34 protein-coding genes and 1 rRNA gene are annotated in these 26,997 nt (G+C 40.5%); 24 read left to right on the top strand and 11 right to left on the bottom strand.

From position 1 onward, the window contains the following. Positions 1 to 120: 120 nt before the first annotated feature. Together ACJJVX_RS20325 and ACJJVX_RS20320 are read left to right on the top strand one after the other, a co-directional pair. Positions 121 to 999, top strand: a complete 879-nt coding sequence (locus ACJJVX_RS20325; protein ID WP_054206399.1) for an ABC transporter ATP-binding protein — start codon at positions 121 to 123, stop codon at positions 997 to 999. Positions 1,000 to 1,010: 11 nt separating this feature from the next. Beyond that, a complete protein-coding gene (locus ACJJVX_RS20320) occupies positions 1,011 to 4,586 on the top strand; it encodes an ABC transporter permease/M1 family aminopeptidase (protein ID WP_405633251.1) in 3,576 nt (1,191 codons plus the stop codon). A 428-nt stretch (positions 4,587 to 5,014) separates the two neighbouring features. On the opposite strand, the gene ACJJVX_RS20315 is transcribed toward ACJJVX_RS20320, so the two are convergent. Further along, positions 5,015 to 5,389, bottom strand: coding sequence for a DUF5329 domain-containing protein (locus tag ACJJVX_RS20315; RefSeq protein WP_054455608.1), 375 nt, complete (start codon positions 5,387 to 5,389; stop codon positions 5,015 to 5,017). Between the two features lie 228 nt (positions 5,390 to 5,617). Here ACJJVX_RS20315 and ACJJVX_RS20310 point away from each other — a divergent pair, with 228 nt between their 5' ends. Together ACJJVX_RS20310 and ACJJVX_RS20305 are read left to right on the top strand one after the other, a co-directional pair. Then, the gene (locus ACJJVX_RS20310) at positions 5,618 to 5,932 is read left to right on the top strand and encodes a Bor family protein (protein WP_405633249.1); all 315 of its coding nucleotides are present in this window, start codon (positions 5,618 to 5,620) and stop codon (positions 5,930 to 5,932) included. Beyond that, complete coding sequence (locus ACJJVX_RS20305; protein ID WP_054206403.1) at positions 5,929 to 6,258, top strand: Bor/Iss family lipoprotein; 330 nt, start codon at positions 5,929 to 5,931, stop codon at positions 6,256 to 6,258. Before ACJJVX_RS20310 ends, ACJJVX_RS20305 begins: the two co-directional genes overlap by 4 nt. On the opposite strand, the gene ACJJVX_RS20300 is transcribed toward ACJJVX_RS20305, so the two are convergent. Genes ACJJVX_RS20300 through ACJJVX_RS20285 form a run of 4 tightly spaced genes read right to left on the bottom strand, consistent with a single transcriptional unit; the run spans position 6,259 to position 10,125 of the window. Then, positions 6,259 to 7,497: an ABC transporter permease gene (locus ACJJVX_RS20300; RefSeq protein ID WP_054206404.1), complete on the bottom strand. Its 1,239-nt coding sequence runs from the start codon at positions 7,495 to 7,497 to the stop codon at positions 6,259 to 6,261. Then, complete coding sequence (locus ACJJVX_RS20295) at positions 7,490 to 8,197, bottom strand: ABC transporter ATP-binding protein (RefSeq protein WP_054455610.1); 708 nt, start codon at positions 8,195 to 8,197, stop codon at positions 7,490 to 7,492. Before ACJJVX_RS20295 ends, ACJJVX_RS20300 begins: the two co-directional genes overlap by 8 nt. Continuing rightward, positions 8,197 to 9,363: an efflux RND transporter periplasmic adaptor subunit gene (locus ACJJVX_RS20290; RefSeq protein WP_054206406.1), complete on the bottom strand. Its 1,167-nt coding sequence runs from the start codon at positions 9,361 to 9,363 to the stop codon at positions 8,197 to 8,199. The genes ACJJVX_RS20295 and ACJJVX_RS20290 overlap by 1 nt, the downstream gene beginning before the upstream one ends. 51 nt (positions 9,364 to 9,414) lie before the next feature. Next, positions 9,415 to 10,125: a YIP1 family protein gene (locus tag ACJJVX_RS20285; protein ID WP_054455612.1), complete on the bottom strand. Its 711-nt coding sequence runs from the start codon at positions 10,123 to 10,125 to the stop codon at positions 9,415 to 9,417. A 168-nt stretch (positions 10,126 to 10,293) separates the two neighbouring features. Here ACJJVX_RS20285 and ACJJVX_RS20280 point away from each other — a divergent pair, with 168 nt between their 5' ends. Further along, the gene (locus ACJJVX_RS20280) at positions 10,294 to 11,187 is read left to right on the top strand and encodes an aldo/keto reductase family oxidoreductase (RefSeq protein WP_405633243.1); all 894 of its coding nucleotides are present in this window, start codon (positions 10,294 to 10,296) and stop codon (positions 11,185 to 11,187) included. 23 nt (positions 11,188 to 11,210) lie between these two features. On the opposite strand, the gene ACJJVX_RS20275 is transcribed toward ACJJVX_RS20280, so the two are convergent. The 6 genes from ACJJVX_RS20275 to ACJJVX_RS20250 all read right to left on the bottom strand — a co-directional run bounded on the left by ACJJVX_RS20275 (position 11,211) and on the right by ACJJVX_RS20250 (position 15,158). Beyond that, positions 11,211 to 11,876: a hypothetical protein gene (locus ACJJVX_RS20275; protein WP_405633240.1), complete on the bottom strand. Its 666-nt coding sequence runs from the start codon at positions 11,874 to 11,876 to the stop codon at positions 11,211 to 11,213. A gap of 52 nt (positions 11,877 to 11,928) precedes the next feature. Beyond that, the gene (locus tag ACJJVX_RS20270) at positions 11,929 to 12,108 is read right to left on the bottom strand and encodes a hypothetical protein (RefSeq protein ID WP_157601512.1); all 180 of its coding nucleotides are present in this window, start codon (positions 12,106 to 12,108) and stop codon (positions 11,929 to 11,931) included. Positions 12,109 to 12,243: 135 nt separating this feature from the next. After that, a complete protein-coding gene (locus ACJJVX_RS20265) occupies positions 12,244 to 12,921 on the bottom strand; it encodes a TorF family putative porin (RefSeq protein ID WP_054455621.1) in 678 nt (225 codons plus the stop codon). Positions 12,922 to 13,211: 290 nt separating this feature from the next. Then, positions 13,212 to 14,375: a hypothetical protein gene (locus tag ACJJVX_RS20260; protein ID WP_054206412.1), complete on the bottom strand. Its 1,164-nt coding sequence runs from the start codon at positions 14,373 to 14,375 to the stop codon at positions 13,212 to 13,214. Between the two features lie 148 nt (positions 14,376 to 14,523). Next, complete coding sequence (locus ACJJVX_RS20255) at positions 14,524 to 14,724, bottom strand: helix-turn-helix transcriptional regulator (RefSeq protein WP_054206413.1); 201 nt, start codon at positions 14,722 to 14,724, stop codon at positions 14,524 to 14,526. Between the two features lie 8 nt (positions 14,725 to 14,732). Further along, positions 14,733 to 15,158, bottom strand: coding sequence for a hypothetical protein (locus tag ACJJVX_RS20250; protein ID WP_054455623.1), 426 nt, complete (start codon positions 15,156 to 15,158; stop codon positions 14,733 to 14,735). A gap of 235 nt (positions 15,159 to 15,393) precedes the next feature. On the opposite strand from ACJJVX_RS20250, the gene ACJJVX_RS20245 reads away from it, so the two are divergent. From ACJJVX_RS20245 to ACJJVX_RS20155, 19 genes are all read left to right on the top strand, one after another. Further along, entirely contained in the window at positions 15,394 to 17,328 is a 1,935-nt protein-coding gene (locus tag ACJJVX_RS20245; RefSeq protein WP_054455625.1) for an AsmA family protein, read from the top strand. Positions 17,329 to 17,610: 282 nt separating this feature from the next. Then, positions 17,611 to 17,979: a 50S ribosomal protein L14 gene (gene rplN / locus ACJJVX_RS20240; RefSeq protein ID WP_002959498.1), complete on the top strand. Its 369-nt coding sequence runs from the start codon at positions 17,611 to 17,613 to the stop codon at positions 17,977 to 17,979. A gap of 10 nt (positions 17,980 to 17,989) precedes the next feature. Next, positions 17,990 to 18,304 (top strand): 50S ribosomal protein L24, encoded by a 315-nt coding sequence (gene rplX / locus ACJJVX_RS20235; RefSeq protein WP_054206416.1) that lies wholly within the window; start codon positions 17,990 to 17,992, stop codon positions 18,302 to 18,304. 16 nt (positions 18,305 to 18,320) lie between these two features. Beyond that, complete coding sequence (gene rplE / locus ACJJVX_RS20230) at positions 18,321 to 18,860, top strand: 50S ribosomal protein L5 (RefSeq protein ID WP_054206417.1); 540 nt, start codon at positions 18,321 to 18,323, stop codon at positions 18,858 to 18,860. A gap of 10 nt (positions 18,861 to 18,870) precedes the next feature. Further along, positions 18,871 to 19,176 (top strand): 30S ribosomal protein S14, encoded by a 306-nt coding sequence (gene rpsN, locus ACJJVX_RS20225; RefSeq protein WP_054206418.1) that lies wholly within the window; start codon positions 18,871 to 18,873, stop codon positions 19,174 to 19,176. 21 nt (positions 19,177 to 19,197) lie between these two features. Next, entirely contained in the window at positions 19,198 to 19,590 is a 393-nt protein-coding gene (gene rpsH, locus ACJJVX_RS20220; protein WP_054206419.1) for a 30S ribosomal protein S8, read from the top strand. A 13-nt stretch (positions 19,591 to 19,603) separates the two neighbouring features. Next, the gene (rplF, locus tag ACJJVX_RS20215) at positions 19,604 to 20,137 is read left to right on the top strand and encodes a 50S ribosomal protein L6 (RefSeq protein WP_054206420.1); all 534 of its coding nucleotides are present in this window, start codon (positions 19,604 to 19,606) and stop codon (positions 20,135 to 20,137) included. A gap of 9 nt (positions 20,138 to 20,146) precedes the next feature. Then, positions 20,147 to 20,497, top strand: a complete 351-nt coding sequence (gene rplR, locus ACJJVX_RS20210; RefSeq protein WP_054206421.1) for a 50S ribosomal protein L18 — start codon at positions 20,147 to 20,149, stop codon at positions 20,495 to 20,497. A gap of 9 nt (positions 20,498 to 20,506) precedes the next feature. Further along, positions 20,507 to 21,013: a 30S ribosomal protein S5 gene (gene rpsE, locus ACJJVX_RS20205; protein WP_002959485.1), complete on the top strand. Its 507-nt coding sequence runs from the start codon at positions 20,507 to 20,509 to the stop codon at positions 21,011 to 21,013. A gap of 3 nt (positions 21,014 to 21,016) precedes the next feature. After that, positions 21,017 to 21,199 (top strand): 50S ribosomal protein L30, encoded by a 183-nt coding sequence (gene rpmD, locus ACJJVX_RS20200; protein ID WP_004589203.1) that lies wholly within the window; start codon positions 21,017 to 21,019, stop codon positions 21,197 to 21,199. Positions 21,200 to 21,204: 5 nt separating this feature from the next. After that, the gene (rplO, locus tag ACJJVX_RS20195; RefSeq protein ID WP_054206422.1) at positions 21,205 to 21,639 is read left to right on the top strand and encodes a 50S ribosomal protein L15; all 435 of its coding nucleotides are present in this window, start codon (positions 21,205 to 21,207) and stop codon (positions 21,637 to 21,639) included. A gap of 10 nt (positions 21,640 to 21,649) precedes the next feature. Then, positions 21,650 to 22,978: a preprotein translocase subunit SecY gene (gene secY / locus ACJJVX_RS20190; RefSeq protein ID WP_054206423.1), complete on the top strand. Its 1,329-nt coding sequence runs from the start codon at positions 21,650 to 21,652 to the stop codon at positions 22,976 to 22,978. Positions 22,979 to 23,000: 22 nt separating this feature from the next. Further along, the gene (gene rpmJ, locus ACJJVX_RS20185) at positions 23,001 to 23,114 is read left to right on the top strand and encodes a 50S ribosomal protein L36 (RefSeq protein WP_002959476.1); all 114 of its coding nucleotides are present in this window, start codon (positions 23,001 to 23,003) and stop codon (positions 23,112 to 23,114) included. 125 nt (positions 23,115 to 23,239) lie between these two features. Next, entirely contained in the window at positions 23,240 to 23,596 is a 357-nt protein-coding gene (gene rpsM / locus ACJJVX_RS20180) for a 30S ribosomal protein S13 (protein WP_054206424.1), read from the top strand. Between the two features lie 12 nt (positions 23,597 to 23,608). Beyond that, positions 23,609 to 23,995 (top strand): 30S ribosomal protein S11, encoded by a 387-nt coding sequence (gene rpsK / locus ACJJVX_RS20175; protein ID WP_002959471.1) that lies wholly within the window; start codon positions 23,609 to 23,611, stop codon positions 23,993 to 23,995. Between the two features lie 21 nt (positions 23,996 to 24,016). Then, positions 24,017 to 24,637 (top strand): 30S ribosomal protein S4, encoded by a 621-nt coding sequence (gene rpsD, locus ACJJVX_RS20170; RefSeq protein WP_016710205.1) that lies wholly within the window; start codon positions 24,017 to 24,019, stop codon positions 24,635 to 24,637. 24 nt (positions 24,638 to 24,661) lie between these two features. After that, complete coding sequence (locus ACJJVX_RS20165) at positions 24,662 to 25,648, top strand: DNA-directed RNA polymerase subunit alpha (RefSeq protein ID WP_054206425.1); 987 nt, start codon at positions 24,662 to 24,664, stop codon at positions 25,646 to 25,648. A gap of 39 nt (positions 25,649 to 25,687) precedes the next feature. After that, entirely contained in the window at positions 25,688 to 26,089 is a 402-nt protein-coding gene (gene rplQ, locus ACJJVX_RS20160; protein WP_054206426.1) for a 50S ribosomal protein L17, read from the top strand. A gap of 797 nt (positions 26,090 to 26,886) precedes the next feature. Beyond that, positions 26,887 to 26,997, top strand: a 16S ribosomal RNA gene (locus ACJJVX_RS20155); the annotation flags it as partial.

Here is a 26,997-nt window from a genome sequence, read left to right as displayed (position 1 = left end):
AATGTTTCAAGAGTGTTTCAGTGTTTACACTTGTTTGCAAATGAAACTTTAATGTTAATTGTCCCTAATTCTATTCAGTGTTATAAACATGGCAACAATTAAAAAGTAAAGGACATATAAATGCTTAAAATATCGGAACTATCTAAAACCTATGACAATGGTGTACATGCCTTGCAAGGTGTTAATTTAACAATACCTAAAGGGATGTTTGGTTTACTGGGTCCAAATGGGGCTGGTAAATCTTCACTTATGCGTACAATTGCAACGTTGCAATCAGCAGACAGCGGCAGCATAGAGTTTGATGGGGTTGATGTTTTAGCACAGCCTAAAAACTTGCGTGAGCGTTTAGGTTATTTACCACAAGACTTTGGTGTTTATCAGCGTGTTAGTGCTTATGACTTACTTGATCATATGGCTATTTTAAAAGGCTTAAACAACAAAGCTGAACGTAAAGAGGCCGTTGAAGGGTTGTTAGCGCAAACTAATTTATATGACCACAGAAAAAATGCGGTGAGTGGTTTTTCGGGGGGGATGCGTCAGCGTTTTGGTATTGCACAAGCTTTATTAGGCGATCCTGATTTATTGATTGTTGATGAACCAACGGCAGGACTTGATCCTGAAGAGCGCAATCGTTTTCATAATTTATTGGTTGGTTTAGGTGAAAGTAAAGTAGTGATCTTATCAACGCACATAGTTGAAGATGTATCTGAGCTTTGCCCGAATATGGCTGTGTTAGCAAGTGGACAAATTTTACTAGAAGGTAATCCAATTGAGCTGACTAATACGCTACAGGGCAAAATATGGCACAAGTCGATGAGCCAAGCTGAAGCTGTCGAACTCGAACAGTCGTTACCTGTGATCGCGAAACGTTTGTTTGCAGGAAAAACATTACTTAGTGTATTTGCTGACGACGCCCCGCAAGGTTTTGAGTCAAAACCAGCTGATTTAGAAGACGTCTATTTTTCAACATTGCATAAACATCGCAATAAAGCAGCATAAGGATACTGATTATGTTGTTTAACATGGTACGATTTGAGCTGCGCTATTTTATGCGTCAGCCCTCATTCTATATTACGTCACTTATTTTGTTTTTCCTTACTTTTATGGCGTCGGTGTCTGACTCGGTGCAAATAGGTGGAAGCAGCAATGTAAATATAAATTCTCCTTACGCAATTTTGCAAGTTATTGCGATTATGTCGGTGTTTGCTATTTTTTTAGTGGTCAACTTTGTCGGTAGCTCCGCTATTCGTGATGACGTGAGTAAACTCAATGAACTAGTTTTGAGTAAGCCATTAAATATCGCTCAGTATAGAGCGGGTCGATTTATCGGGGCTTATTTGGTCACGCTATTAGTGTTTTCAACTACTATGTTGGGTGTGTGGGTTGGCAGCGGTTTTGGTAGCTTAATGGGCTGGTTAGATAGTGAAATGGTTGGTGAAAATAAACTAAGCTATTATTTAGTGCCTTTCTTTTATATTGCTGTTCCTTCTTTATTTGTTATCTCTTCATTAATCAATGCTGTAGCAATGCGCTTTCGCAGCATGGTGGCACTGTATCTAGTCGCCGTTGCCTTACTTATTAGTTATTTGGTTGGATCGAATATCTTCTCTGATATTCAATATCGCGAAATCTCAGCTTATTTAGATATGTTTGGTATGTCTGCAATGAGAATGCAAATGGAATATTGGACAATAGCACAGCGCAATGTGATGGAAATTACATTAACTGATCAGCTATTACACAATAGGTTAATTTGGGTCGGTATTGCCTTGGTGGCATTAGTAACTGCAGCGCTCAATACATCCCATCACTTAGTGCAAAAGCAAAAAGTGAAAGGCAAAGCTAATAAAGATAATAATACCAATTCTGCAGCCGCTCTTAGTTTTAATATAAAGGCAAAGGCGACGGGAAGTAATGCATGGTCACAGTTTTCAACGCGAACTGTTTTTGAAGTCAAACAAGTTATAAAAAGCTATTCGTTTGGTATTTTACTTATTTTATCTTTAGCGACATTAATTCCTGCGTTAGTAGGTTCAATGGGTGCATACGGAACGGATGTTTGGCCTGTCACCTTTAGAATGGTTGAGCTTATTCAAGGTAGCTTTGGCATATTGATGATGATTGTACTCGTTTATTATTGTGGTGAACTTGTATGGCATGATCGTGAATCACGAATGGCCGAAATTGTTGACGCTTACCCCGTTGCGAATTGGGTGTTCTGGGGCTCTAAATATGTAGCGTTGAGTGCAGTTTTATTATTGTTATGCGCATTTGGTTCTGTGGTGACATTGTTTTATCAAATGATCATGGGCATGGCGAACTTTGATATTGCACAGTATGTAATAAGGCTCGGTTATTTATTTGTACTTGTGCTTGTTTTCCAAGGTGGCTTTGCTTTTTTATTACAGGTAATTAGCCCTAATAAATACGTAGGTATGGGTTTGTATGTGCTTTACTTTATCGCTACTTTGGTGATGAGTAACTATGGTTTTGAGCATAACATGTTTGCTATTGGTAGCACGCCAGATGCGCCTTATTCAGATATCAATGGTTATGGCCATTTTTTAACTGCTGTACATTGGTACAATTTGTACTGGTTAGGTTTTAGTATGATCATTGCCGCACTTAGCTATGCACTTTGGCCGCGTGGGGCTGGGCAAGATTTAAAAGCGCGGGTTAAGTTATTAGGCTATCAGCTTGGCAACTCGGGTAAAGTGGTTATGGTATGTGGAACACTTATTTTTGTTGGTACGGGTAGCTATATTTACTACAACACAAAGGTGCTTAACCCATTTATAACCAGTGATCAGTATGAAGACTTGCAAGAGCAATATGAGCGTGAGTTTGGTCAATTTGTTGATGCAGCCGTGCCTATTCCAACTGATGTTGTTGTTACTGCAAATATCTATCCTCAAGAGCGCCGTATTACAGCAACCGTGGTAATGCAGGTAGAGAATAAATCGCAACAACCTATTACGCGATTATTGGTAAATAAGCCTGATCATACTCATAACTGGAGTGTTGAAGTTGATGGCGGGCAACTAGGCGAGTTGAACGAACTTTACCGTCATGCTTGGTTGGATTTTGCACAGCCAATGCAACCAAACGAAAGCCGTGAAATTGTGATGAGCGTAGAGCGTTATACTAAAGGGTTTGTAGATAGAGGCAGTGATGAACGACTTGTGTATAACGGTACATTCATTGATAACACGGCTTTGTTCCCAAGTTTTGGTTATTCCTTTGGTAAGCAAATACAAGATAAAAATGAGCGTCGTCAAAGAGGTTTACCAGAATTAAAGCGTGGCAATAAAATTGAAGAAACGCAGTATCACAACCAACCTTTGTTTGCGGATAATTATGTAAGTTTTGCAGCAACAATTACCACCGATGAGTCACAAATTGCGATGGTGCCAGGTTACTTGCAATCACAAAGTACTAAAGACGGTCGCACAACTTTTGTATATGAAATGGATGCACCTATGTTGCATTTCTATAATTTGCTATCGATGGAGCTTGAGGTCAAAAAAGAGCTACATAATGGCGTAAACATAGAGGTGTACCATCATAAAGATCATGCTTGGAATGTAGATACGATGATTCAATCTACCAAAGATTCTTTAGATTATTTTTCCAAAGAGTTTGGCCCCTATCAGCATAAGCAAATGCGTATTATTGAGTTTCCTCGCTATCGTAGTTTTGCACAGAGTTTTGCTAATACAGTGCCGTATTCTGAAAATATGGGGTTTATTACCGATACGCGTGATCCAGATAATATTAATTTTCCTTACTATGTAACATCGCATGAATTGGCGCACCAGTGGTGGGCGCATCAGGTGATAGGCGCGAACGTTGAGGGCTCTAATATTTTATCTGAAATGCTATCGCAATATGCAGCGATCATGGTGATGAAAGAAAAGTATGGTGAAAACAACCTGCGTAAATTCTTAAAGTACGAACTTGATCGCTACTTATTCGGGCGCACGACAGAACCTTATGAGGAACGTACACTTGCACGCGCCGCAGGGCAGCAATATATCCACTATAACAAAGGTGCCGTGGTAATGATGGCCATACATGATTTGTTAGGTGAGCAGCGCGTAAATGCCGCTTTGCGAGCATTTTTACAAGATTACCAATATGCGCAAGAACGTTACCCAACCACGTTAGACTTTATTGCCTATCTAAAGCGAGGAACGAGTGAGCAAGAGCAAGCATTTATTGAAGATCAGTTTAATGCCATTACGTTATATGATTTAAAAATCAGTGATGTTGATGTACAAGAGGCTGAATCAGCAGGTGAGGAGCACACCATTACATTGACCATTTCTGCAGCGAAGAAACATGCCGATGGTGAAGGTAATGAAGTGGATGTCCCGCTTATACAAATGATAGATGTTGCTTTATTTAGCGCAGATCCTAATGAGATACATGACACAGATACTGTTATCTATATGCAAAAACATGAGATTAAAACGGGTGAAAACACCCTTATATTAAAAGTAACTGAGTTGCCTAAATATGCCGGAGTAGACCCATTTATCAAATTAATAGATAAGAAAAGCGGAGATAATATCAAAGCACTATAAATACAAAAGGCCTCTTACGAGGCCTTTCTCTTAGGTGTGGGAGTTTATACCAAACTACCTCAATATACAGGCTTCAGCGTTTCACAGGGTCTTAATATCAAGGCGCTACTTTACAATAATGGCAATCCCTTTTTTAAAAGTAATCTCTTTTAAAAAGTAATCCCGCAGAGAGTAAGTGCCTGTGAATCGCCCAACGACGTTCATATCTTGAGGTGGTTTGGGTGTTTAAATCGAGCATGAGTAATCTCTAGTTTACATTATGGGAATGTTAAGTTTTTTTGATTATTATTAAATCATTGTGTTAGCTAAATATTAGGCTATATTAATTTTATAGTGTGACTTTAAAGTAGTGCTATTAGCGGTAGTCAAGCTTGTCAAATATACAGAATACCTGTTCACCTCTCCTAAGAGTGAAATCGAAGCCGCATTTACTGCGGCTTTTCTGTTTCTCTAAATTGCGTCAATTCAACAGTCAACCAGTCGTTCGCTGTGAGTTTCGTGCCATCAGTAAGGATAACGGTGTAGACCTTACCGCTCCATGAGCTTTTACTGGCTAAGTTTTCGATAAAATCATCTGCTGTTTTTGCGTACCGCTGTGCTTTTTTGTATTTCATGGCTAGATGGTCTGCGGCTTCTTGGCTGGTGTGTTTATCACCATTTCGGATAAAAACAGCATTACTTTTTGCGATGAAGCTAATTAAGTGCCCAACTTCTTGTTCAGGTGTTGCTGCAAAACTTAAATGGCTAAACATTATTAAAATAAAGGCAAAAGGCGCGAGTGTATTTTGGATTAATTGTTTCACCGTTCATCTCGTTCATGTATTGAAGTGGTTTGGGTATAACAATTTAAATAACGCATGATTATGTAAGTATGGTGCGTTAGGTTCATGATATTGGCAAAAGTTCAGTCCAATAATGAGCAGCCCTAAAGCTTACAGGAGTCTACATTTTTACAACAGTTTCTTACTTATTTTACAGTAAAGGCGAATGTATAATGATGACTTTCCAAACCAACACACAAGGACAAGGCCATGAAGGCTTTTCTAACTACATTATTATTGCTGATACTCTCTGGGTGCTCAGCAGTTACGATTCAGCCACAAAAGATGGCAAAAGTAAGTACCTCGCCAACATATCAAGATAGCCGCCCATTTTTTATGTGGGGACTGGTTGGTGATCAACGTGTTGATGTAAAAGAAGTATGTGGTGAGCAAGCTGTTGTACAGATGCAGTCGCAGCAAACTTTTACAGATGGGGCACTGGGGTTAGTTACCTTGGGCATCTATTCACCTCATACAATTAAAGTGTGGTGTGATGAACAGAAAAACAAAGGAGCGGGGATATGAAAAATATAGCACAATTAATGCTGGGTGTAGCATTTATAGCACTGACGGGTTGTACTAACATCCATTTTGATAACGGTCAGTATGATGACTTGGCTACCAATCATAAAAGTGAGCAATGGCATCATAACTTTGCAGCTGCACTTTATGAAGGATCAGATACTGTTGATTTATCAGATGTTTGCCCTGATTCGCAATGGCAAAGTGTACATACCTATAAATCATTTTCCAATGGCGTGGCTGAGCTCGTTGTGAATGAAGTAGGCCCTGCTTGGTACCCTAAAACAGTAGAAGTAAGCTGCGCTAAGGTACCTTATAAAGTGCAATGATCATTCGTAGCGTAATGCATCTATTGGGTTTAGCCTTGCAGCTTTTATCGCGGGGGCTAATCCAAACACGATCCCAATTAACGAAGTAAAACCGAACGACAGCATAACGGCCCAAGCCGGTATATACGCATCCGGCATACTGGGCATTGATAATGAGATCAATGTTGCAGCCCCATAACCAATAGCAAGACCAATTAAGCCACCAAATAACGACAATACTACAGCTTCAACTAAAAACTGGAGCATAATAAACCCTGGGGTTGCGCCAAGTGCTTTGAGTGTACCAATAACACGCGTGCGCTCTGTTACTGATACTAGCATAATATTCATAACACCAATGCCGCCAACAATGAGACTAATCCCGACTATCCCAGCTGTTATAGCGGTGGCACTGCCTGTAAATTTATCAACATTCGCGCGGGCTTTTTCAGCGGTTTCAAATTCAAAGTCATTTTCATCATCATCTTTAAGTTTGTGTAATTGACGTAAAATTCGAGTGATTTTGGCCAGTACCAACTCTTCATCGCTGCCTTCTTTAAGCCTAAACATTATTTGTACATTACTACTGCTGTTCGCGCCTTCTAGTGCGCTCATTGTACTGATAGGAATATTTATATAATCATCTTGATCAAAGCCTAGCAAGCTGCCTTGTTTTTCGGCTACACCGATAATTCTAAACCATTCACCACCGAGCTTAATATACTCGCCAACAGGGTTCTCTGGTAAATTAAGTTTTTCGATGATGGAGGGGCCAATAAAAGCGACGCGACGGCGTTTTTCATCGTCTTCCGCACGAATGAAACGACCAAGTTCAGGGAACGTTCTATAGGCTTTTTGATAATCTTGCTCTGTTCCCATAACACGTGATGAGTGGCTTTTATTACCATATTCAGCACCACCAGAAAAGCGCCAAGTAAACATTAAAGCGGTAAATGTTTCAGCTTCTTTTACTCGGGCTTTTAAGGTTAAAAAGTCTGTGTAAGTTAGCTTGGCGTTTTTGCCAACCATTTCTTGTTCAATACTGGTAAATGGCTTAATAGAAGTTACATCTGGTGCCATGTCGGCTAATTGATCGTTAATCTGTTTGGTAAAACCCTGCATAACAGCAACCACAGTTATAACTGCGGCCACCCCAATGATGATCCCTAAGCAGGTTAAGGCACTGCGCATTGCGTTGGCCTTAATGGCCATTAATGCAGCTTTAGTGCCTTCTATGATAGCAATGGCGGATTTAAACATTTTGTTTTTCTCCCGTACCTTTGCGTACATCACTGACAACTTTACCATCGACTAAGCGAATGACACGTTGGCAGTGATCAGCAATCTCTTGTTCGTGAGTTACCAATATAATGGTATGGCCTTCGTTATGTAGCTCATCGAATAAAGCCATAATCTCGGTGGTGGTTTTACTATCTAGGTTGCCAGTTGGTTCATCGCCAAGCAAAATATGTGGCTTAGTCACTAAAGCACGGGCAATGGCAACACGTTGGCGCTGGCCACCCGAAAGCTGGTTTGATAGGTGATTTACTTTATCGCCAAGGCCTACTCGTTGTAATGCTTCGAGTGCTTTTTCTTTACGTTGCTTAGCAGGAATAAACCGATAAACCAAAGGTTGCATAACATTTTCGAGTGCGGACGCACGAGGCAACAGATTGAAGCTTTGAAAAATAAAGCCCACACTTTCATTGCGCTGATGAGCAAGTTCGGTTTCAGTCATGCTTTTTACGAGCTTATCTTTTAAAAAGTAGTCACCGCTGGTTGGTGTATCTAAACAGCCAAGTAAGTTCATTAGGGTTGATTTGCCAGAACCCGAAGGGCCAATAATAGCAACGTATTCGTTTTCTTCAATTACAATGTTTACATCATCAAGGGCTTTAAATATTTGATCACCCATTTTGTATTGCTTGTTAATGTGCTCAAGCTTAATGACCGCAGACATTATTTAGCATCCTTGGCGATAGATTGTTTAATTTTTACTGTATCGTTTTCTTTTAACTTACTAACAGGGCGAGCAGGGCCAATCACTATACGCTGACCTTTATCCAAACCACTAGTGACCGCTTGTTCAATATCAGATGAAATACCAACTTTTACGTACGTTTTAGTAACGGTATTGTCATCATTTAAGCGCCACACAAAATATTTGTCATCTTCTTTTTGTATTGCTTCAATAGGCAGTTTTAAGCCATCAACCGCGATACTTGTCGCAATTTCAGCGCGACAGCTCATACCTGCATATAATTGTCGATCAGTGTTATCCAGCAATACTTTTACTCTGAATGAGAGCCCTTGCGAACCAACTTGGTTTTTAGCCGAAGTACCAATGTTAATGACTTTGCCAGTAAAAGGTTGATTTGGGTAAGCGGCTGCGTATATATCAGTATGTTGGTCGAGTTTAATACCAGCAATATCGGTTTCATCAACTCTTAACTCAGCTAAAATAGCACTAGGATCAGCAACAAGCATAAGATCTGAGCCAATAATATTGGTTGTACCAGCAATCACTGTTTCGCCTTCTTTAATATTTACTGAGGCTAACAAACCGCTCATTGGGGCACGAAATACACTTTTACTGAGTCTATCTTCAGCAATAGATAGTGAAGCTTTAGCTTGATTATAGGCCTCACCTCGCGCTTCAATGTCTATTTTTGCAAGATCTCTTGCGTTTTTCAGATTTTCATACACTTCTTGACCAGCGAGGCCTACATCATAAAGCTCTTTTTGACGCTTTAATTGGCGTTCAATATTCAGCAGGCGAGTTTTACTGTGTTTAATCTCTATTTCGCTGGCACGTAAAACAGCTTTGTTACGTGTTACTTCTGATTCAAATGCGGTGGTATCAAGGCGCATTAGAATATCGCCTTGTTGTACACTCTGTCCTTCCTCAACAAATACTTTGTCTACACGGCCTGTTACCTCAGAGCGCAGCTGTACTTGCGTGTTAAAAACCAAGTTACCAGAGGCCATAATAGAATCTGCAATACTGCCTTGTTCCACGGTTGCAATGTTAACCTCGGCTAGATCTTCATTGCCGGTGATTTGCTTAGATACAATAAGAGCAATAAAAGCGCTGATCGCAAGGGTAACTATAATTGCTTTTTTCATTTTACTTCCTGTTAATACGCAATAGGCAGGCTATTACACCTGCCTTTATTTTTATACTAGAGCGATGATCGCCCAAATACCAAATATGATTACATTTGGTAAAGCAGCAAACAAAATAGCTTTATTCAAACTAAAATTAGTCCAGCACTTTAAACCAATGGCTGCCAGTGCAATGCCCCAAACAGTAAATATACTAATGGCTTCTGTTAGCGAATAGAGAGAGTGACCAAGTGGTAGCCCTAAAATCAATTGATTAATCGAAGCGTAGTTAAAAATACTCATTGAAAGCTGATCCGTACTGGCTGTAAGTACCAAAGCTAATATACCCAAGCTTGAGATAACTGCTGGCATCATGGTCCACACACCAAAACCATACCAAGCCCCATAGCTATGCTGAGCATCTGGATCTTGTTTGGAAACTAATAAATAGTAGCCGGCAATGAGCGCATTCATGATGATTATGGCAAAAAGGCCACCGCCAATTGCAAACCATACTTGGCTATCAATACTTTGCTCCATACTTTGGCGGATCATTTTTTGTTCACCAATCGTGGCATCAATACTGGCTGCGGCTACTTGCTCTTCTAGAATAAACTGTGAGTCCGCATTGGTATAAAATACGTATGTACTAATAACAAGTGCTGTAGCTATTAATGTAAAGGCAAGCCAAGACCAGCCTTTTGCGTCTTTTAAGCCATTAAAGGTTTTGCTTGGACTGATAAAAATATCAACACATGCTGATAGGGCGTTTGATGAGCTCATTGTTATTATTCCTTTATTAATCATTTATAGGTACAAATATTATTGCTATTAATACCTTATTAAGAGGGTAGAATAAAGCATAACTCATGTGTGATGAGAGTTAAATTGTAACGGCTTATTAACACAGGCTTAACGGCAAGGAAGTAAGCAATAACAGTAAGGTAAATTATGACTAACACAGAACGAAAAATAGATGAATTGGTACTTGGTTTTTGGCGGTTATTAGATTGGAAAATCTCTGCGCAGCAATGCTTAAGCTTTCTAGAGCAAGCTATAGATGCAGGTGTAAAGCACACTGATCATGCTGATATTTATGGCGAGTATGGCTGTGAAGCGCAGTTTGGTAAGGTGTTGTTATTAAAGCCAAGCATTCGTGATGATATTAAAATTATTACCAAGTGCGGTATTAAGCCCGCATTTCCAAGCTTGGGGTTGGCGGGTCAGGCAAACCATTATGATTCAAGTGCGCGGCATATTATAGCTTCAGCGCAGCAATCCCTTAAGCATTTTAATACAGATCGTTTAGATGTATTACTTATTCATCGTCCCGATTATTTAATGAATGCCGACGAAATGGCCAAAGCATTTACTACCCTAAAGCAAAATGGCGATGTGTTGGAATTTGGCGTATCTAACTTTACGCCATCGCAATTAAGCTTATTACAATCACGCTTGGATTTTGAACTAGTCACTAATCAAATTGAGTTTTCACCCTATGAAATGAAAGCGCTGGATGATGGCAGTTTGGATCAATGCCAGCTACTTGATATCAAGCCTATGTGTTGGTCACCATTAGCAGGCGGGCGCATCTTTGCGGATAACGATGATAAAGCCATTCGCTTGCGCCACGTACTTGAGCAAGCTGGCAGAGAAATTGGTGCAAGTTCACTAGATCAAGTTGTTTATGCGTGGTTATTAATGCATCCAAGCTCACCATCAGTGGTACTGGGCACGGGCAATATCAAACGTGTTGAGTCTGCGGTTGCAGCTAAACAATTAAAACTCAGCCGTGAGCAATGGTATCGGATTTGGCAAGGTTCAACAGGGCATAGTGTGCCGTGAGCATCGCTCACGATGCGTGCTATTTATTCCATCGCAAGAGTTAATTGGCTAGGGTCTTCAGTTGCAATATATAAAGCTTTTAATTTTTTATCGCCATTCTCTGTTTCAGTAAATTGCTGAAAAGAATAGCTTTTTGAAAAACTAGAAATAGTATCAATAGATTTTTGATTACTGCTTTGTGTGTAAGTAAGTTCTAACGCGCAAACCTTTCCTGCACACTCTAGGTCTTGCTGTAAAATGGTAACGTCTTTTAATTCATTTATAATAAATTCGTTTAGCTTATCTTTACGGATCTGGGCAACTTCAGAGTATTCAATATTAGACATGCGTTGCAGCAATAGTGAAGTATCATTTTTAAATACGTCATCTAATGCTTTTTTTGAAACAAATTCTTGGCCATCTTTGGTAGAGACAAACTCATCAGAGAAAACGTTATGGCTTGAAATAGGCGGTTTAGATATCGCTGTCACTTTTTGCTCTATAATTTTGTGTTGATTGACTTCGGCATGAGAAGCTTTATTTAATAGAGTTTTTTTCTCAATTTTGGGCTTAGCATCCTCATTACTTAGGCTGGTTTCATCAGTTGGTTGTGTGTCGTTTAGTGGAAGTTTTGAGGGCTGCCCAGTGCTTAAAATACCAATACCTAAAATGGAGACGATACCAAGAGCAATTAAAATTTTATAATTCATTTTACTATCCTTAGAAAAGAAAGGTATATGCCTTTCTAAATAACCCTTAATTTTACTTTATAACGCAAGTGATACGACCGCCATCAGAGCAAGAGTAGCTAACAGTGTTGCCATCATGCACAACGGTCATACTACCTGACGTGCAGCCACATGTCATGCTTGCATAACTTAATGAGCTCATTGTAATTAGAGTAAGTGCTAAAATAGAGGAAACTTTCTTTGACAAATTCATAATAATCCTTAATAGTGATTTGGAGTTTAAATGTTATCATATTGTTTTTTTTGTAAATATTCTTTTTGCTGGCTGGTTCATATAAAAAAAAGGGCCTTGCGGCCCTTAGTGTTGCAGCAAGTAACACATTCTTTTTTATAAATTAAAATCGACAGAGTAAGCAACGTAAGCTTTTAAATCTGAGCCATCGATATCGTTATTAGACAGGCCAAGTGTAAAGCCATCTTTAGAGATTGAAATACCGTAGTCGATGATGTTGTCATCGCCTATAAAGTCACCTGAGTAATGGCCAACATGCAATGCCATTTCAGTCCCGTTACTACCAATAGCGAAGCCATAATCAGCGGTTAGGTATAAAGAGTCACCGAAGTCAGATCCATCACCGCTTGCCGCGGACGTTGCCAAAATAGATGCACCAAAGCTGAAACCGCCCATGCTGAGGCTACCGTAAATTTCAGAAAAATCAGCGTCAGCAGATGATGCCGCATCAGGGTATGCGTAATAAATATAACCGACGTCATAACTGATATTTTCGTTAATATCGCCACCAAAGCCTGCATAAAAATCAAGTTCATAGGTCATTTCATCGGCCCAAGATGCATTGGATACCCAAGTACCTGCGTAAAAACCAGACTCGTTTACATAATCAATACCACCAGATATTGCAGCATCACCATTAGTTTGCTCTTGTCCACGCCATAAGTAGTTTGAAGTTGCTGCTACGTTAGCTGTTACTTCTGCATAAGCTGTTGTTGATGTTGTTCCCATTAATGCAAGCGCGCTTATAGCAATCACTGTTTTTAGTCTAATCATGTTTGGTATCCTGTTGTTATGCTGATTTATTGACTCGTAATTATTTTAGTTGGTTGCAGCCTATTAATTGGCGAGCCCTTTTTAGTTGTCTAATAAGATATTAGCAGTGCTTGTGCCAAGTTGAATTGAAATTGCACATTTATATTTTTATCACTTTAAAAACAAAGAGGTGAATTTTTAGAGGGAAGAGGGTGGGTTGTATTAGGTAAGTATTACGCACTTTCTTGGTGCATAAAAAAACCCGCATGCACAAAACGATTGCAGCGGGTTTTTATCAATTTTAATGTAAATTAGCCAAAGATTGTGCGCATTAGGCTAATTGTTTCATTAACTCCACGGCCTTTTTGCACTTCGCTAATAATAGAATCACGTTTGGCACGAATATGCTCAGGCATATCCTCAGCAGCTAGAGCGCGATCAACTAATATTTCAGCTGATTCTTTACCGCGACGAACCTTTTTTGTGCCAGTGCTAGTTGCACGTTTAGGTTTGTTTAGTAGCTTAATGTAGTTAGAGTTCTCTGGTGTGTTTTTATCAGCATAATAAAATAAACAAGGCAGCAGTGCTTTAATCGCTACAAGCTGTTGGTCTAATTCACTTTCGCCATTTGCCATTTTAAACCAAGACATATTATTAATTGTTTGCACAATATCTTGCCAATAGCGTGCAAAGTCACGGTTATTTAATTTGGTAATAGCCAGAGCTGAACAAAGTGCATCTAAGCGAGTGTTATTAATTGGTGTAAATACATCAGGGCGACGCATTGCTAATAGGCGTGTTGCAGGTGCGAGAGTTGGTTTTTCATTACTTTCGTTAAACGCGAGTAAATATTTAACAACAAATTCTTGATAATCAGCTTCAGTTACTTCGCCTTCAAGCGGTATATGCGCGAGTGCATCATCAAATAATGCAGGCAGATCACCCAGCATCAAATGAAAACCTTTTGCGCTTTTTGTTGAACTAAACCATTCTACATCAAAATTGTAGTTACTAGGATCAAGAGACGAAGTGTGTTTACCGCTAAAAGCGAGTAAATCTTCAGGGATCATATCTTTTAATGTTTGTTCACGAATGCTTGCAATATAAGTTGTAAGGCGTAATTGCTCATCAAGCGCTAATACATCTTTATGTTGCTCTATAAAAACACTCACTACAGGCCAAGGGGCTACACGTAGAGTTTTTAATTGCAAAAAGCTAATCGCTGAAATTAATAAGTCATGGAGCTTTTTTAATACAGGTAATTGGGCGCTTTCAAGTAAGTCATAATTAATACGATCGCGACTAGCGTTGAGCAGTTCGTAACACCAACCTAAAAAGTCTTCAGGATGATTTTCTATTTTCACCGCCATTAGATTAAGGCTGAGCTCTGAAGCCTGCTTTAAGATATTTTGATAAATATGACCTTCTTGATCGCCTAATGCCATTTGTGAAGGTGAAATAAGCAGTTTTTTCATGCCGGACGGTACTCCAAGTATATACATTTTTTAGTTGTTTAATTTTAGCGCAAAAAGCCTAAAAACAACAGGGCTATGCATCATACCTAAGAATAAAGGGGATGCAATCTTGCTAATGCAAATCTACACAAGATTGCGTTTAAGGTGTTTAATCACCATCGTCAAGCGTAAAAAGATGCTCAACAGAGGTATTAAAGTGTTGTGCTATCTTCAATGCAATGATCACTGACGGTGTAAAGCGTGATGTTTCGATTGTGCTAATGGTTTTACGAGACACACTAATCGCATCGGCTAGTTCTTGTTGCGACAGTCCTGCAGCTTTGCGAAATTCAGCTATATGGTTGTGCACATTAACTCCTAATCACGGCTCTGCCAAAGCAATGAAGCGCCATATCCCAAAAGCATGACCCCTATGTAGAATACTGCCATAGCGGCATGCGAAAATTCGGTAGGTATTTCATCGCTTTTATAAAAAATACCAAGAAGGCAAACCCCAAATGCAATACTTGTGTGTTTATATGCATTAGTGTCAATGGTGTTTAGAAACTCATCTTTATAAGCGTATTGAAAATACATTTTTAACGGAAAGCCCCCTTTAATAACGTAAATGATCACTATAATCATATAAAATAAAACGCTCATTCCAACAATTAAAAGCCCCTCAATATCATGCTTTATTAGTGAGTAAACACTGAGAAGTAAACAAACTATCCCAGCGCTTAAACTAATCCATATGTTCTGACTCATAAATTTTTCTTCTGTTTTAATCTCTTGTTGTTTCATAAAGTCCATCCTGTGAAAGTGTTAATTTATATTTTTGTAACCTATAGGTATCAATGCAACCTTAAGGTATCATTGGGTCAAGTTTTTTTGTAACCTAAAGGTATCAAAATGTTTCAGTGACTATTCATGTCATTAATATAGACTGAGGAAAATTCATTTTTTACAGGCGGAGCAATGCTTTTGGGTCTTACTCCCGCTATTATAAGAACATCATTTGCACATTCGAAGGATCATCATGAAAACCCTACTCAAAGTAATTGGTGTAATAATCTTGCTGTTCGTAGCTTTAATCGTCGCGGCACCTTTTTTAATACCAACAGACGCAATCTTTAATAAAGTCTCGCTGCAGGTTGAACAAACCACAGGACGTACATTAACGATTAAAGGGGATAAAACATTATCGGTTTTTCCTTCATTAAAGCTTGAACTTGAAGATGTGCATTTTGCCAATATGAAAAGCGGCTCACGTGCAAATATGGCAAGTATGCAGCAACTTGCGATCCACATCCCATGGTTTTCATTATTTGGTGGTGAGCTGAAACTAGAGAAGTTTGTGATCAATGAGCCAGATATTCTACTTGAAACGGATAAAAACGGTAAAGCTAATTGGCAACTATTTGATGCGGTAGCAAAACCTGCTGAGCAACAGCAAAATGGTGGTGCAGTTAAATTACCTGAAAATTTTGATATTTCGCTAGGGGAAGTGGCTATTTATGGTGGAAAGTTTGTTTACTTAGATGGAAAAACAGGGGTTAAGCAAGAAATAAACGACCTCGAACTAGCTATATTATTACCTTCACTTCATAAAACACTAGAAGTGAAAGGTGCCATTACCTACATGCAAGAACGTTTTGAGCTTGATGTGACGGTTGATAATCCGGCCAAAGTAATTGAAGGGGATACATTTAATGTAACCAAAAATATTACATCAAAGTTAGTAGATGTCGAATTTAAAGGTTCTATTGCAGGTCAAGGTAAGGATATTCAAGGTCAATTGGCACTTAGTGGTGACTCAGTTAAAGATATCGCCAAATGGCAAGGTGTTGACCTTAATGCGAAAGACAATGCCTTTAACGCATTTAGTGTTAGCGGTAAAATGCGTATGAAAGATGATAGGTTTAATTTATCTGAATTGATTGCTACATTGGATGAATTAGAGGTTAAAGGTAAAAGCGAGCTTAGCTTAGGTAAGCGTTTAGCTGTTAATGCTGATATAGATTTAGGCATGCTTGATTTAAACCCTTACTTACCTGAAGCGGTTGCTCAAACCGAAACTCCAGAATCTGCAAGTGATGCACCAGCACAGCCTATAGTTTGGGATAATACCAAAATGGATTTAAGTGGCTTAAATGCCCTTGATGCAAATATCGTTATCCGTTCAAGTGGATTAAAAGCAAATGAGATAAAACTTGGTGCAAACCAATTCACAGTAAACCTTAAAAATGCAGTAGCAAAAATTAGTCTTGATAAATTTGCAGCGTATAAAGGTAATGGTAAAGGCATAATAACGGTTAATGCAAAGCAAACGCCTTATAAAATCAGCACTAACTTTTCATTAGCTAAAATAGATGCACAACCTTTACTAACTGATGCCGCAGGTTTTGATAAATTGATCGGTAAGGGCTCACTTAATTGGGATTTATCGACGTCAGGGCAAAGTCAAAAAGACTTTATGGGGGCACTACAAGGTAAGTTAGCCTTTGAGTTTGCTGATGGGGCAATAAAAGGCGCAAATATTGCTGAAATGGTACGCAAAGGCAAAGAGCTTATAAAAGGCAACTTCGGCGCTGTCTCTGAAGGACTCGATACGGGCTTTGATAATTCACAGCAGACTGACTTTTCGGCGTTAACGGGTAGCTTTAATTTTACGAATGGCGTGGGTAAAAATACAGACTTGAGCTTATTGAGTCCATTGGTGCGCATTAGTGGTGAAGGGGATGTCAATTTGCCTGCTGCTACTGTTAACTATCGGTTAGTCACAGGTATCGTCGATTCACTTGAAGGTCAGGGCACGACTGATAATAGCACTGGCTTTAAAGTACCACTGCGTATCAAGGGGCCATTTCACGATGTTAGTATTAGTTTAGATGTGAGTAAAGCAGCTAAAGATGAAGTCAAAGAAAAAGCAAAAGATAAAATCAAAGATAAACTAAAAGGTTTATTTGGCTAACCTTTACTGTATTTATTCGTAGAAAAAACAATCAGGGTATAAAAATACCCTGATTGTTTTATAAACAGCTGTTAAATAGCAAAATATACTCCCCTACAAGATTACCTAGTGCTGTAATTCTAAATTAATTAAAAAATAACCTATCGCTACCCCTTCAATGCTGGTACAATTGCCCGCCCTTAAGAGACAACACTGTTGTTTTTTGAGTGGTTTTTAATCTAAATGTCTTGATTTTAAACAAATTTAAGACAATTTGTTATAACTACACCGGAGGTCATTAACATGATCCAAATGCAAACTCAGCTGGAAGTTGCTGATAACAGCGGCGCTCGCAAAGTGCAGTGTATAAAAGTCCTTGGTGGTTCACACCGTCGCTACGCAGCGATTGGCGATATCATTAAAGTTTCTGTAAAAGAAGCTATTCCTCGCGGTAAAGTGAAGAAAGGTGATGTTAAAAACGCGGTAGTTGTGCGTACCAGAAAAGGTGTTCGCCGTCCAGATGGTTCTTTGATCCGTTTTGACAGCAACGCGGCTGTTATCTTAAATGATAACTTGCAGCCAATTGGTACACGTATTTTCGGCCCTGTGACTCGCGAGCTTCGTAATGATAAGTTCATGAAAATCGTTTCACTAGCCCCAGAAGTACTGTAAGGAGCCAATCATGGCAGCAAAAATCCGTCGTGATGACGAAGTAATCGTACTAGCAGGTAAAGACAAAGGTAAGCGCGGCAAAGTGCTTTCAGTTGTTACTGAATCTGGTCGAATCTTTGTCGAAGGCATAAACTTGATCAAGAAACACCAAAAGCCGGTTCCACAATTGAACCAAGCTGGCGGCATTGTTGAGAAAGAAGCGTCTATGGATGCATCAAACGTTGCGATCTTCAACTCGGAAACGGGTAAAGCAGATCGTGTAGGTTTCAAGATTGAAGATGGTAAGAAATTACGTATCTTTAAATCTACTGGTAAAACTATCTAATAGTTGGAGTAGAATGATGGCGAAACTGCATGAAGTATATAAAGACACAGTAGTTGCTGAACTTCAAGAGAAGTTTGGTTTCAGCTCTGTCATGCAAGTCCCTCAGATCGAAAAGATCACATTGAATATGGGCGTGGGCGAAGCCCTAGCTGACAAGAAGATTTTAGATCACGCTGTTGCTGATCTAGCTGCAATCTCTGGTCAGAAACCTTTAATCACTAAAGCACGCAAATCTGTTGCTGGCTTTAAAGTGCGTGAAGGCTACCCGATTGGTTGTAAAGTAACCCTACGCGGCGAGCGTATGTGGGACTTTTTTGAGCGTTTGGTTTCAATCGCTATCCCACGTATCCGTGACTTCCGTGGTGTGAGTGCTAAGTCTTTTGATGGACGTGGTAACTACAGCATGGGCGTACGTGAACAAATCATCTTCCCAGAAATTGATTATGATAAAGTAGACCGTGTACGCGGTATGGATATCACAATCACTACATCTGCGAAAACAGATGAGGAAGGCCGTGCGTTGTTAGAAGCGTTTAACTTCCCATTTAAGAAATAAGGGTAGGGTTATGGCAAAGAATTCTATGAAAGCGCGCGAAGCAAAGCGCACTAAATTAGTTGCTCAGTTCGCTGAAAAGCGCGCAGCACTAAAAACTATCATCAGTGATGTGAAAACATCTGACGATGATCGTTGGGACGCAGTACTTAAGCTACAAGCTTTACCGCGTGATTCTAGCCCTGCACGTCAACGTAATCGTTGTAACATTACGGGCCGCCCACATGGTTACCTTCGCAAATTCGGCATGAGCCGTATTAAAGTTCGCGAAGCAGCTATGCGCGGTGAAATTCCTGGCCTTAAAAAGGCTAGCTGGTAATAGAATCACGGGAGTAAGACTATGAGCTTGCAAGATCCTATCGCGGATTTGTTCACACGAATTCGTAACGGTCAGTCAGCGAAGAAAGTATCTGTAACGATGCCTAATTCAAAGCTGAAAGTAGCATTAGCTAAAGTATTAAAAGATGAAGGTTATATCACTGATTTCGAAATCAATGGTGATGTTAAACCTGAGCTTTCTATCGAGTTGAAATACTTCGAAGGCAAAGCTGTTATTGAAAATATCCAGCGTGTTAGCCGCCCTGGTTTACGTATCTATAAGAGACGTGACGAATTACCAAAGGTAATGGGTGGTCTAGGTATCGCTATCGTATCAACTTCTAAAGGCCTAATGACAGACCGCGCCGCACGTAGTGCTGGTGTTGGTGGTGAAATCATTGGTTTTGTAGCTTAATCGGAGGGGAACTATGTCTCGCATAGCAAAGGCACCAATTAATGTTCCTGCCGGTGTAGAAGTTACATTAAAAGGCCAGGACATCACAGTTAAAGGCAAAAACGGCGAATTAACGCGTACTATCAACTCAGCTGTTGAAGTACAACTTAACGACAACGTTATTACAACTTTACCTCGTGAAGGCGTAGCCAATGCATGGGCACAAGCAGGTACTGCTCGCGCTCTTATCAACAACATGGTTGTTGGTACGCATGAAGGTTACGAGAAGAAACTTCAGTTAGTAGGCGTTGGTTACCGTGCAGCAGCAAAGGGTAAAGTTTTAGACTTAACTCTTGGTTTCTCACATCCAGTTAATTTCGCAGTTCCTGAAGGAATTACGATTGAAACTCCAAGCCAAACAGAAGTTCTAGTTAAGGGCGTAGATAAGCAGTTAGTTGGTCAAACAGCTGCTAACATTCGTGCATACCGTAAACCTGAGCCTTATAAAGGTAAGGGTGTTCGTTATTCAGATGAGAATGTACGCCGTAAAGAGGCTAAGAAGAAGTAAGGTAAGACGATGGATAAAAAAACAGCTCGTCTACGTCGTGCTAAACGCACTCGTAGAAATTATATTGAACAAGGCACAACGCGTCTTGTTATCCACCGCACGCCACGTCACATATACGCTCAAGTAGTTACTGCTGAGGGTAATGTACTGGCTGCTGCTTCTACTGTTGAAAAAGCTATTAGCGAAACAGTTAAAGGCACAGGCAACCTAGCAGCTGCGCAAGCAGTTGGTAAAGCGGTTGCAGAACGTGCGGCTGACAAAGGCATCGAAAAGATTGCTTTTGATCGCAGTGGCTTTAAATATCACGGCCGTGTGAAGGCGCTAGCTGATGCTGCGCGTGAAGCCGGTTTGCAATTCTAGGAGTAGACAATGGCTAACGTAGAAGCAAAGCAACAACAGCCTGATCTAGCTGAAAAGCTAATCGCGGTAAACCGTGTGTCTAAAGTAGTTAAAGGTGGTCGTATCTTTAGCTTCACTGCACTAACAGTAGTTGGTGACGGCGCAGGTAAAGTAGGTTTCGGTTATGGTAAAGCTCGTGAAGTTCCAGCTGCTATTCAAAAAGCAATGGAAAAAGCACGTCGCAACATGATCAACGTAGACCTAAATGGCAACACATTACAGCACCCTGTTAAAGGGCGTCATGCTGGCTCACTAGTGTTCATGAAACCAGCCTCTGAAGGTACTGGTATCATCGCAGGTGGCGCTATGCGTGCAGTACTTGAAGTGACTGGTGTGCAGAACGTACTTTCTAAATGTTACGGTTCTACTAACCCGATCAACGTTGTACGTGCAACGATCTCAGCTCTTGAGAATATGAATTCTCCTCAGTCGATCGCTGCTAAACGTGGTCTTCGAGTAGACGAGATTCTGGGGTAAACCATGGCTAATAAAACTGTAAAAGTAACACAAGTAAAGAGCTCTATCGGTCGTTTACCGAAGCATAAAGCTACATTACGCGGTCTTGGTTTACGTCGTATCAATCACACTGTTGAGTTAGAAGACACAGCATGTGTGCGTGGTATGATTAACCGAGTTTCATACATGGTTAAGGTTGAGGGGTAATTCGAATGCATTTGAATACACTTTCTCCTGCTGCAGGTTCTAAATCTGCTCCAAAACGTGTTGGTCGTGGTATCGGTTCTGGTCTAGGTAAGACTGGTGGTCGTGGTCACAAAGGTCAAAAGTCACGTTCTGGCGGTAAAGTACGCGTTGGTTTTGAAGGCGGTCAAATGCCTATGCAACGTCGTCTACCTAAGTTTGGTTTCACTTCTCGCAAATCTTTAGTATCTGCAGAAATAAACCTATACGAAATCGCTAAAGTAGAAGGCGATGTGGTAGACCTAAGTACGTTACAAGCAGCTGGTCTAGTTAAAAAGAACGTTCTGTTCGTTAAAGTTGTTAAATCTGGCGAAGTTTCACGCGCAGTTACTGTAAAAGGCCTTAAAGCCTCTAAAGGTGCTCGCGAAGCTATTGAAGCTGCCGGAGGCAAGGTAGAAGACTAAGGAAGTACTAATGGCTAAACCAGGTCAAGATATACAAAGTGCACAAAGTGGGCTTTCGGAATTGAAACGTCGATTACTATTCGTATTGGGCGCTATCATTATTTACCGTCTAGGTTCATTTGTGCCGATCCCTGGGATTGACGCCGCTGTACTTGCCGATTTCTTCGAGCAACAAAAGGGCACCATTGTTGAAATGTTTAACATGTTCAGCGGTGGTGCGCTTGAGCGCGCTTCAGTGTTAGCACTGGGTATTATGCCTTACATCACAGCTTCAATTATTACGCAACTATTAACGCATATGTATCCTCCGTTTATAGAGCTTAAGAAAGAAGGTGAACAAGGGCGTAAGAAAATAAGCCAGTACACACGCTATGGCACGCTTTTGCTTGCTACTATCCAATCAATCGGTATTGCCACAAGCTTACCGGGTATGATGGACGGGTTAGTTGTTAACCCTGGTATGGGTTTCTATTTCACCGCAGTGGTGAGTTTAGTAACAGGTACCATGTTCCTGATGTGGTTGGGCGAGCAAATTACTGAGCGAGGTATCGGTAACGGTATTTCAGTTCTAATATTTGTTGGTATTGTAGCTAACCTGCCGTCTGCTATCGGTTCGACAGCCGAAATGGCGCGCCAAGGTGACATACATGTTTTAGCATTGTTATTGATTGCGGTAATCGTATTCGCTGTAACTTATCTTGTAGTATTCTTTGAACGTGGGCAACGTCGTATCGTCGTTAACTACGCAAAGCGTCAACAAGGTCGTCAAGTATTTGCTGCCCAAAGCACGCATTTACCACTGAAAGTTAATATGGCGGGTGTTATTCCACCAATCTTTGCTAGCAGTATAATACTGTTCCCTGGTACTATTGCCAGCTGGTTCGGTCAGGGTGAAGGTCCTGTCGCTGATGTGTTACAAGCTATTGCTTCAACGTTGACTCCAGGTCAGCCATTGTATGCATTAGTTTTAGCCGCAGCCATTATCTTCTTTTGCTTTTTCTATACAGCGTTGGTGTTTAACCCACGTGAAACAGCAGATAACCTGAAAAAATCTGGCGCATTTATCCCAGGTATTCGTCCAGGCGAGCAGACATCGAAATACATTGATAAAGTGATGACACGCCTGACATTGGCAGGTGCTTTGTATATAACCTTTATCTGTCTGGTGCCCGAATTCATGACGATGGCATGGCAAACGCCATTCTACTTCGGCGGTACATCAATTTTGATTATCGTTGTTGTCATCATGGACTTTATGGCACAAGTACAAACTCATATGATGTCTCATCAATATGATTCTGTGCTGAAAAAAGCGAACCTTAAAGGCTACGGTCGATAAGGTCAGTTTACGGAGTTGAGCAATGAAAGTACGTGCTTCCGTTAAGAAAATATGCCGTAACTGTAAAGTTATTAAACGTGCCGGTGTTGTACGTGTAATTTGCAGTGAGCCTAAGCATAAGCAAAGGCAAGGTTAATTAATAAGTCGTACAGGCTGAGGTTACTCGGCCTGTGTTTTCAGTAGTGATTTGGTCTTCGTTTGAGTATCCTTACGGGCTCTTCAAACAGATGATAACCGAATTCAAATATAGGAGATGTGTTAGTGGCCCGTATTGCTGGCATTAACGTCCCTGATCATAAACATGCAGTTATTGGTTTAACAGCTATTTATGGCATAGGTAAGACTCGCTCTAAGGCTATCTTAGTAGCGACTGGTATCGCCGAAACCACAAAAATCGGTGAACTTTCAGACGAAACACTTGATGTATTGCGTGAAGCAGTAAGCAAGTACACTGTAGAAGGTGACCTTCGTCGTGAAGTTACTTTGAATATCAAGCGCCTTATGGACCTTGGTTGTTACCGTGGCCTACGTCACCGTCGCTCTTTACCACTTCGTGGTCAAAGAACTAAGACTAACGCGCGTACCCGTAAGGGTCCTCGTAAGCCTATTAAGCGATAAGGGGATAGTATTATGGCTAAGACACCAATTCGTCGTAAAAAGGTTAAAAAGCAAGTTGCTGATGGTATGGCTCATGTTCATGCGTCTTTCAACAACACTATTGTTACAATTACCGACCGTCAAGGTAATGCACTATCATGGGCTACTGCCGGTGGTTCAGGTTTCCGTGGTTCACGTAAATCTACACCATTCGCTGCTCAGGTTGCTGCAGAGCGTGCAGGTACTGCTGCTCAAGAATACGGTTTAAAAAATCTAGAAGTTTTCATCAAAGGTCCAGGTCCAGGTCGTGAATCTGCTGTACGTGCTTTGAATGCTGCTGGTTACCGTATTACCAACATTACTGACGTGACGCCTATACCACACAATGGTTGTCGTCCACCGAAGAAACGTCGCGTTTAACAATAGGTTAGGAGAAATAACATGGCAAGATATTTGGGCCCTAAGCTCAAGCTGAGTCGTCGTGAAGGCACTGACCTGTTCCTTAAGAGCGGCGTAAGAGCTATCGACTCTAAGTGTAAACTTGAGACTGCACCTGGTCAGCACGGCGCTCGTAAAGGTCGCTTATCTGATTACGGTTTACAATTACGTGAAAAGCAAAAAGTACGTCGTATCTACGGTGTATTAGAAAAGCAATTCCGTAACTATTATAAAGAAGCTGCTCGCCTTAAGGGCAACACAGGTGAAAACTTGTTACAGCTTTTAGAGCAACGTTTAGACAATGTTGTATACCGCATGGGTTTTGCAAGCACACGTGCTGAAGCACGTCAGCTAGTAAGCCACAAAGCGGTTTTAGTTAATGGTCGTGTTGTGAACATTCCTTCATTTGTAATTACTCCAGAAGATGTAGTAGTTATCCGTGAAAAGTCTAAGACACAAGCTCGTATCATCGCTGCTCTAGAACTAGCCGAGCAACGTGAAAAACCGACTTGGGTTGAAGTTGACGGTAAGAAAATGGAAGGTAATTTTAAACGCCTACCTGAGCGTTCAGATCTGTCTGCGGACATTAATGAACAACTAATCGTCGAACTTTACTCTAAGTAAAGTTAAGAGTTAAGAGAGGATAAAATGCAGGGTTCTGTTACAGAATTTCTAAAACCAAGGTTAGTCGATATCGACGCTATAAACCCAACACGTTCTAAAGTTGTTTTAGAACCATTAGAGCGTGGCTTCGGTCATACGTTGGGTAATGCCTTACGCCGTATACTTCTTTCGTCTATGCCTGGTTGTGCAGTTACCGAAGTTGAAATCGACGGTGTGTTGCATGAGTACAGCGCGAAAGAAGGCGTACAAGAAGACATCATTGAAATTCTGTTAAATCTTAAAGGTCTAGCAGTAACTTTAGAAGGTAAAGATGAAGTTTTTCTTACCCTGACTAAGTCTGGTGTAGGCCCTGTGACTGCGGCAGATATTCAGCACGATGGCGATGTAACAATTGCTAACCCAGATCACGTTATTTGTCATTTAACGACAGATAGCAGCGCGATCAGCATGCGAATTCGTGTTGAACGCGGTCGTGGTTATGTGCCGGCATCTAGCCGTTTATCCTCTGATGACGATGAGCGTCCAATTGGTCGATTGTTGCTTGATGCATCATTTAGTCCAGTTGAACGTATTGCGTACTCGGTTGAATCAGCACGTGTTGAACAACGTACAGACTTAGACAAGTTAATCATTGATATGGAAACAAACGGCACTTTAGATCCTGAAGAAGCGATCCGCCGTGCGTCTACTATCTTAGCTGAGCAATTAGAAGCATTCGTAGATTTACGTGATGTTACTGAGCCAGAAGAGAAAGAAGAGAAGCCAGAATTCGATCCTATTCTACTTCGTCCAGTCGATGATCTTGAATTAACAGTACGTTCTGCAAACTGTTTGAAAGCCGAGCAAATTCAATATATCGGTGATTTAGTTCAGCGCACAGAAGTAGAGCTTCTTAAAACGCCTAACTTAGGTAAGAAGTCTCTAACTGAAATTAAAGACGTGCTAGCTTCACGTGGTCTTTCTCTAGGTATGCGCCTAGAAAATTGGCCACCTGCAAGCCTAGCTGAATAATCTAAATCACTATATTAGTTTAGTTAGAAGGATAGGGTCATGCGCCATCGTAAGAGTGGTCGTCAATTAAACCGTAACAGCAGCCATCGTAAAGCGATGTTCAGCAATATGGCAGGTTCTTTGGTGAAACACGAAATCATCAAAACTACATTGCCTAAAGCGAAAGAGTTACGTCGTGTAATTGAACCTTTAATCACACTGGCTAAGACTGACAGTGTAGCAAATCGCCGTTTAGCGTTTGCTCGCACGCGTGATAATGAAGTAGTTGGTAAATTGTTCAGTGAAATCGGTCCTCGTAACGCGGATCGCCCAGGTGGTTACACTCGTATTCTTAAGTGTGGCTTCCGTACTGGTGACAAAGCACCAATGGCTTATATTGAACTAGTAGGTCGCACATCTGCTACCGAAGAAGTTCAAGATGACGCGCAGTCTGCTGAGTAAGTCTTAAAGACACCAAAAAGCCGAGCTTATGCTCGGCTTTTTAATGCCTATAATTATATTCCTAATCTACTCCACCTATATTCACCATTTGTTTTTAACGTGTCTTCATGCCACATACTTATTTAACCACGTAGCATTTACTAATATATGAGATCCAACTAATGATCTAGCTCCATTAAGATCATGCTATAAGGTTTATTCATTTATTCTCGTATTTAAAGCACTGCAAATAGACTTTATTTCCCAAGATTAGTGCTGTTTTTATACGTTTCGTTCAAATACTCAGCGAATAGCTAGTTTATTTAAGTTTTCATCAAAAAAGGGTTGATCTGTTTTTGGATCTCCCTATAATGCGACCCCACTGAGACGGCAGACAGCAACGCTTAGCGGGGCAAGAGTTAATCAGTGAGTCGAGTAAAACTTGAGTTTGAATTTTTATAAAGTTTAAATTTAAGTGTTGACAAAAAAATAGGAAAGCGTAGTATGCGCAGCCCTAGCGAGATAAAATTTAACTTTAATCGCAACGTTCTTTAACAATATAAAGCAATCATCTGTGTGGGCACTCGTACAGATTGAGTTCTAACAGCCGAGCTTAACTTTCTTTTTAGATAGGTAAGCAAGGCAAAAAATTTAGAGTCTCAATGTGATTTCTCGAAAGAGAAACTGAGTGACCAACAGAATAGTTATTTTTAATAATTATTCGGCACAGTCAATTCAATATCGAAAGATATTAAATAAATTCAGAATTCATTGAGCAGGTTCTTCATTCTTTATTGGATGAGAACAGAAAAAACTTTTAATTGAAGAGTTTGATCATGGCTCAGATTGAACGCTGGCGGCAGGCCTAACACATGCAAGTCGAGCGGTAACAGAGAGTAGCTTGCTACTTTGCTGACGAGCGGCGGACG

The organism is Pseudoalteromonas sp. Ld20, assembly GCF_045064175.1.
Lineage (GTDB): Bacteria > Pseudomonadota > Gammaproteobacteria > Enterobacterales > Alteromonadaceae > Pseudoalteromonas > Pseudoalteromonas neustonica.
Note: the sequence above shows the minus strand (reverse complement) of the source record. Positions and strands in the feature narration are given on the sequence as shown.

What these genes read in the sequence shown, in the direction of transcription:
- rpsD (WP_016710205.1), top strand. Translation starts at nt 24,017, where the DNA reads ATGGCAAGATATTTGGGCCCTAAGCTCAAGCTGAGTCGTCGTGAAGGC.
- ACJJVX_RS20310 (WP_405633249.1), top strand. Translation starts at nt 5,618, where the DNA reads ATGAAGGCTTTTCTAACTACATTATTATTGCTGATACTCTCTGGGTGC.
- ACJJVX_RS20325 (WP_054206399.1), top strand. Translation starts at nt 121, where the DNA reads ATGCTTAAAATATCGGAACTATCTAAAACCTATGACAATGGTGTACAT.
- ACJJVX_RS20245 (WP_054455625.1), top strand. Translation starts at nt 15,394, where the DNA reads ATGAAAACCCTACTCAAAGTAATTGGTGTAATAATCTTGCTGTTCGTA.
- ACJJVX_RS20290 (WP_054206406.1), bottom strand. Translation starts at nt 9,363, where the DNA reads ATGAAAAAAGCAATTATAGTTACCCTTGCGATCAGCGCTTTTATTGCT.
- ACJJVX_RS20320 (WP_405633251.1), top strand. Translation starts at nt 1,011, where the DNA reads ATGTTGTTTAACATGGTACGATTTGAGCTGCGCTATTTTATGCGTCAG.
- ACJJVX_RS20280 (WP_405633243.1), top strand. Translation starts at nt 10,294, where the DNA reads ATGACTAACACAGAACGAAAAATAGATGAATTGGTACTTGGTTTTTGG.
- secY (WP_054206423.1), top strand. Translation starts at nt 21,650, where the DNA reads ATGGCTAAACCAGGTCAAGATATACAAAGTGCACAAAGTGGGCTTTCG.
- rpmD (WP_004589203.1), top strand. Translation starts at nt 21,017, where the DNA reads ATGGCTAATAAAACTGTAAAAGTAACACAAGTAAAGAGCTCTATCGGT.
- rplQ (WP_054206426.1), top strand. Translation starts at nt 25,688, where the DNA reads ATGCGCCATCGTAAGAGTGGTCGTCAATTAAACCGTAACAGCAGCCAT.
- rpsK (WP_002959471.1), top strand. Translation starts at nt 23,609, where the DNA reads ATGGCTAAGACACCAATTCGTCGTAAAAAGGTTAAAAAGCAAGTTGCT.
- rpmJ (WP_002959476.1), top strand. Translation starts at nt 23,001, where the DNA reads ATGAAAGTACGTGCTTCCGTTAAGAAAATATGCCGTAACTGTAAAGTT.
- ACJJVX_RS20275 (WP_405633240.1), bottom strand. Translation starts at nt 11,876, where the DNA reads ATGAATTATAAAATTTTAATTGCTCTTGGTATCGTCTCCATTTTAGGT.
- rplX (WP_054206416.1), top strand. Translation starts at nt 17,990, where the DNA reads ATGGCAGCAAAAATCCGTCGTGATGACGAAGTAATCGTACTAGCAGGT.
- rplF (WP_054206420.1), top strand. Translation starts at nt 19,604, where the DNA reads ATGTCTCGCATAGCAAAGGCACCAATTAATGTTCCTGCCGGTGTAGAA.
- rplN (WP_002959498.1), top strand. Translation starts at nt 17,611, where the DNA reads ATGATCCAAATGCAAACTCAGCTGGAAGTTGCTGATAACAGCGGCGCT.
- ACJJVX_RS20300 (WP_054206404.1), bottom strand. Translation starts at nt 7,497, where the DNA reads ATGTTTAAATCCGCCATTGCTATCATAGAAGGCACTAAAGCTGCATTA.
- ACJJVX_RS20295 (WP_054455610.1), bottom strand. Translation starts at nt 8,197, where the DNA reads ATGTCTGCGGTCATTAAGCTTGAGCACATTAACAAGCAATACAAAATG.
- rplE (WP_054206417.1), top strand. Translation starts at nt 18,321, where the DNA reads ATGGCGAAACTGCATGAAGTATATAAAGACACAGTAGTTGCTGAACTT.
- ACJJVX_RS20285 (WP_054455612.1), bottom strand. Translation starts at nt 10,125, where the DNA reads ATGAGCTCATCAAACGCCCTATCAGCATGTGTTGATATTTTTATCAGT.
- rpsN (WP_054206418.1), top strand. Translation starts at nt 18,871, where the DNA reads ATGGCAAAGAATTCTATGAAAGCGCGCGAAGCAAAGCGCACTAAATTA.
- rplO (WP_054206422.1), top strand. Translation starts at nt 21,205, where the DNA reads ATGCATTTGAATACACTTTCTCCTGCTGCAGGTTCTAAATCTGCTCCA.
- ACJJVX_RS20250 (WP_054455623.1), bottom strand. Translation starts at nt 15,158, where the DNA reads ATGAAACAACAAGAGATTAAAACAGAAGAAAAATTTATGAGTCAGAAC.
- ACJJVX_RS20270 (WP_157601512.1), bottom strand. Translation starts at nt 12,108, where the DNA reads ATGAATTTGTCAAAGAAAGTTTCCTCTATTTTAGCACTTACTCTAATT.
- rpsH (WP_054206419.1), top strand. Translation starts at nt 19,198, where the DNA reads ATGAGCTTGCAAGATCCTATCGCGGATTTGTTCACACGAATTCGTAAC.
- ACJJVX_RS20265 (WP_054455621.1), bottom strand. Translation starts at nt 12,921, where the DNA reads ATGATTAGACTAAAAACAGTGATTGCTATAAGCGCGCTTGCATTAATG.
- rpsE (WP_002959485.1), top strand. Translation starts at nt 20,507, where the DNA reads ATGGCTAACGTAGAAGCAAAGCAACAACAGCCTGATCTAGCTGAAAAG.
- ACJJVX_RS20260 (WP_054206412.1), bottom strand. Translation starts at nt 14,375, where the DNA reads ATGAAAAAACTGCTTATTTCACCTTCACAAATGGCATTAGGCGATCAA.
- rplR (WP_054206421.1), top strand. Translation starts at nt 20,147, where the DNA reads ATGGATAAAAAAACAGCTCGTCTACGTCGTGCTAAACGCACTCGTAGA.
- ACJJVX_RS20305 (WP_054206403.1), top strand. Translation starts at nt 5,929, where the DNA reads ATGAAAAATATAGCACAATTAATGCTGGGTGTAGCATTTATAGCACTG.
- ACJJVX_RS20165 (WP_054206425.1), top strand. Translation starts at nt 24,662, where the DNA reads ATGCAGGGTTCTGTTACAGAATTTCTAAAACCAAGGTTAGTCGATATC.